This window comes from Bacillus sp. XF8 (genome assembly GCF_017498755.1).
In the GTDB taxonomy this organism is placed as follows: domain Bacteria; phylum Bacillota; class Bacilli; order Bacillales; family Bacillaceae_G; genus Bacillus_A; species Bacillus_A bingmayongensis.
Genome location: NZ_JAGDQK010000094.1, coordinates 1 through 4,049, shown reverse-complemented (window position 1 = coordinate 4,049; position 4,049 = coordinate 1). Strand labels below are relative to the sequence as shown.

Here is a 4,049-nt window from a genome sequence, read left to right as displayed (position 1 = left end):
TCCTTTAAAATACCCCATATATCATTCTCCTGCTCACACTTTTTCTACAGGTTATCTCAGTTTAGAAATCTTTGCAACAGAACCGTCGTTGGTAAGGAGCTACAAACGCACAACCTGCGAGTTAATGGAAGTAGTGGTAACGTAAAACTTGACTTCCTTCACTTCCATAGTGAGGTTTACGTTACTACAACAAGTGGGAATGTGGACGTTTCCTTGAACGGGGATGAACCAGATGCCGAGCTACTCCTCAAATCCAACAGCGGGAGACGTTCAGTCGCCTTTGTATTGGATAATCATCAACAGGGTAAAAAAGAAACAAAAGGAACATCTGGGAGCGGGGATCATAAAGTGCAATTGGAGACCTCTTCGGGAAGTATATCATTGAAATAATACAGGTACTATTTAAGATAATAAAGGAAATTTCTCTCTGCCATCTATCTAAAAACATGAAAATTCAATTAAGTAAAAGAGTGGTTTCGTTCCAAGTCTGATAAAAATTCATGCTGACGCTTTATTTTGATACCCTTAATCTCGTTGATTTACCCAATGATGAAACATCTTGAATCTTCAACTAAGGCTGATAATCTGGACCTATACCTGAACCTCGACCTTGTTTAATCCACTTTTCAATTTCAGATGTTCTTTTTCTTTTGGACATAAAAACACCCCTTTAGACAAAAAATATCTAAAGGGGTAAAACGGTGCGACTTTATTTCAAAACTACAATAGGGCATATTTTAACACTCCCCACCAATATAACCCCCCCTAAATAGGAGGTTCTAGAATAAATACTTTAAATTTTCGAATCTATTTCTGTTGTATCTACATCCTCACCAAACAATGATGATAACTTTTCTTTAGCTTGTTGCTTTACATCCTCATCAATATACGTCACAACTTGCATTAAAGCTACACCTAAAGCACCTAAATCATCTGCATATCCTACAACTGGTGTGAAATCTGGGATTAAATCTAAAGGTAAAATAAAATAACCTAGAGCCCCCAAAATAATCCCCTTAGTTTTCATTGGAACAGTATCTTTCTGAAGAACATAATACAATAATAAAACTGTATATACAGCTTGAGTTCCTGCCTTTTTAGCATATTTCTTTACTTTCTCCCAAAACTGATTATCAGAATAATGCCTACTAGAACGAGTCATTTCTTTTTCTAACTGTTCTTTGGAATAATCCATAACAATTCCCCCAATCTATAATTAGTATATAATGAATCAGACATTCTATAAACAATAGTCCAAATAATAACAGGTTTAAGCAGATGAACCCAGGGACACTTAGTATAATTGCTTAATCATTTACCTTATCCTCTAGCTAAGTTAGTGGTAATTCCTTATTTCTTCCTCTATCTTAGCTAGTAGGGGTCACCATATCATTTCGAGAAAATTGTACGCTAAGGAGTTTGTAAAGGTTATCGGTATTTAATAAACGTTTAAAAATGTTTTATAACATATTTGTAAACGTGATAATCCTTGATTTTATAAGGACGCAACATACGAAAGAAAAATATATTTCGAATTAATTAGTAAATAATTGAAATTATGGTAAATGCGAACGTTTCTTTTGTACCAGATGTAATTTGGTATAATTGTATTTAAAGAAAATATTGCTAATAGGTAGGGGAAGGGATATAGAGAGTGAAAAAAATATTTCAGGCCAAAAAATTCGTAATATCAATTCTAACGGTAGCCCTAGTAGTCATTATTTATTTTGTAATTCAATCAATTGCATCACCCGCAAGAGGGGTAACAAACCAAGAGAACCCAATTCAGCTTGTAAGTGAACAGCCCAAATTTGAGATAAACAAACCAGTACCTAATCAATTTAATGGTCAAATACGGAAAGTTGCATATCTTACATTTGATGATGGACCAGGGAAGTATACAGCTGAGCTTTTAGATATACTAAAACAACTGGATGTTAAAGCAACTTTTTTCTTAACTGGTAAGAATGTAAAGGCATATCCTGATTTAGTAAAACGAGAAAAAACAGAAGGTCATTATGTGGGTATGCATAGCATGACTCATGATTTCAAAAAATTATATACAAATGGTAACTATGTTAATGAAATGAGAACAAATCAAAATTTAATAGCAGATATTATTAGAGAAAAACCACAATTAACCCGACCTCCTTATGGTTCTATGCCTGGATTAAATGAAGCACTTCGTAATAAGGTAGCAGAGGGTGGATTTAAAGTATGGGATTGGACAATTGACTCCCTAGATTGGAAATATAATAACGTACCTCTAGAGTCGGCTTCCATGAATATTGCTCAAAATGTAATTATTGGTGCGACTAGGTCTAAAGAAGTCATATTAATGCATGATATTCATCCTCAAGCTGTTGCAGCCGTACCAGCCATTATAAAAGGATTAAAAGAAAAAGGATATGAATTTGAAGTTTATCAAGAAAATGATCACTTCTCTTTAAATTTCTGGCAGGACCCACGCATTTAACTTTTAAAGAAAATTATGCTATATTTTAAAACACCATAAAGCTAAAAGTTATAAAAATTCATCAATATAGTACTCTAACAAACTCTAAAAGCCCATGACTCTATTACATCAATATAGTCATGGGCTTTTAGAATACTTACTTTATCATAAGGTATTACTCTTTATGGGGTAACCATATCAAAAAAAATTGTACGTTTAGACACATTTTAGACACAAAATAACCGATTCCCTGTACGTTAAGCAACCGGTTATTTATTTTACTGACTTTTGGTGGAGTTTTTGTCTCGTAATGGTCTTAAATTATCGGAATTTTATAGATTCATTGCAATTGTCCTGAAGTTTTTGTACCAGAACCACTTGTAATAGTCTACGAAGATTTATGGATAGGATCATCCATTCAGTGATATTGGGGTATTTTTCCTTTGATGTTTACACAAGATATATGTATAATATAAATCGTAATGATTACGATTTATATTAAGGAGTGTTATTAATGAAGATTTCATTTGTAAAAAGGGTAGGCATATTAACTATTAGTTCACTACTAGTATTAGTAGGCTGTCAGAATTCAAGTTCATCCGAAGGCGAGTCTAATAAAACATCTGAAAGTCACACACATGAAAGCAAACACGATCACGGCCATGAGCACGATCATAGTCATGCACATAATGAAGAAACAAAAAAAATTTATGAAGGATATTTTGAAGACAGCCAAGTGAAAGAACGATCACTCTCCGATTGGGAAGGAGACTGGCAATCTGTATATCCATATTTACAAGATGGAACGCTTGATGAGGTATTTGCTTATAAAGCGAAACATACAGGTAAAATGACAGCTAAAGAATATAAGGAGTATTATAATGAAGGGTATCAAACAGGTGTTAACCGTATTGTGATTCAAGGGAATATTGTAACGTTTTTCAAAAATGGAGAAGAATATTCTGGTAAGTATATCTATGATGGGTACGAAATTCTGACATATGATGCGGGAAATAGAGGTGTAAGATACGTATTTAAACTAGCAGAAAAAGCTGAAGGAGTTCCTCAGTATATTCAATTTAGTGATCATAGTATCTATCCAAATAAAGCTAGTCATTACCACCTGTATTGGGGTGACGACCGAAAAGCTTTATTGGATGAAGTCATACACTGGCCTACCTACTACCCATCAAAAATGGATGGACATGATATTGCCCATGAGATGATGGAGCATTAAAGTAGGAGTCACGATGAATATTTCTTTCAAAAATATGTAAGACTCAAAGGTTATCAATCCAGAATCACACTGTTTAATACTCAAAAAATGGTTCTGGTGCAAAAATGTTAGTTAGAAACATAGAATAGCAATTTCCTCTACATTTCTATCTTATGAAGCTAAGCCAAACAATTGATGAATAAATTCCTTCTGTTTTTGGACAGACTGGTTGATATTATCCCCTTAAGGTAGACAGTGTAAAAAGACCATGAATAAACATGGATGTTACACTTTTACTTGAAGGGGATTTTATTATGGTTAAAAAAGGGGATAAATTTCAAACTTATTCAGATGAATTAAAGATACAAGTTGTAAAAA

The 4,049-nt window shown here is 33.5% G+C and carries 4 protein-coding genes and 1 pseudogene; 3 read left to right on the top strand and 2 right to left on the bottom strand.

Annotation, left to right across the window (positions count from 1 at the left end):
* A partial coding sequence (locus J4P91_RS28380; RefSeq protein WP_243764063.1) for a DUF4097 family beta strand repeat-containing protein occupies positions 1-390 on the top strand: 390 nt, incomplete at its 5' end.
* A gap of 51 nt (positions 391-441) precedes the next feature.
* Here J4P91_RS28380 and J4P91_RS29625 read toward each other — a convergent pair.
* Together J4P91_RS29625 and J4P91_RS28375 are read right to left on the bottom strand one after the other, a co-directional pair.
* Positions 442-658, bottom strand: a pseudogene (locus tag J4P91_RS29625) (heteromeric transposase endonuclease subunit TnsA); the annotation flags it as partial.
* Positions 659-793: 135 nt separating this feature from the next.
* On the bottom strand, positions 794-1,195 hold the full coding sequence (locus tag J4P91_RS28375; protein WP_207996753.1) for a YkvA family protein: 402 nt from the start codon (positions 1,193-1,195) through the stop codon (positions 794-796).
* 468 nt (positions 1,196-1,663) lie between these two features.
* Here J4P91_RS28375 and J4P91_RS28370 point away from each other — a divergent pair, with 468 nt between their 5' ends.
* Positions 1,664-2,476, top strand: coding sequence for a peptidoglycan-N-acetylglucosamine deacetylase (locus tag J4P91_RS28370; protein WP_374192077.1), 813 nt, complete (start codon positions 1,664-1,666; stop codon positions 2,474-2,476).
* Positions 2,477-2,969: 493 nt separating this feature from the next.
* Positions 2,970-3,692, top strand: coding sequence for a ZinT family metal-binding protein (locus tag J4P91_RS28365; RefSeq protein WP_207996751.1), 723 nt, complete (start codon positions 2,970-2,972; stop codon positions 3,690-3,692).
* The last annotated feature ends 357 nt before the right edge of the window (positions 3,693-4,049 follow it).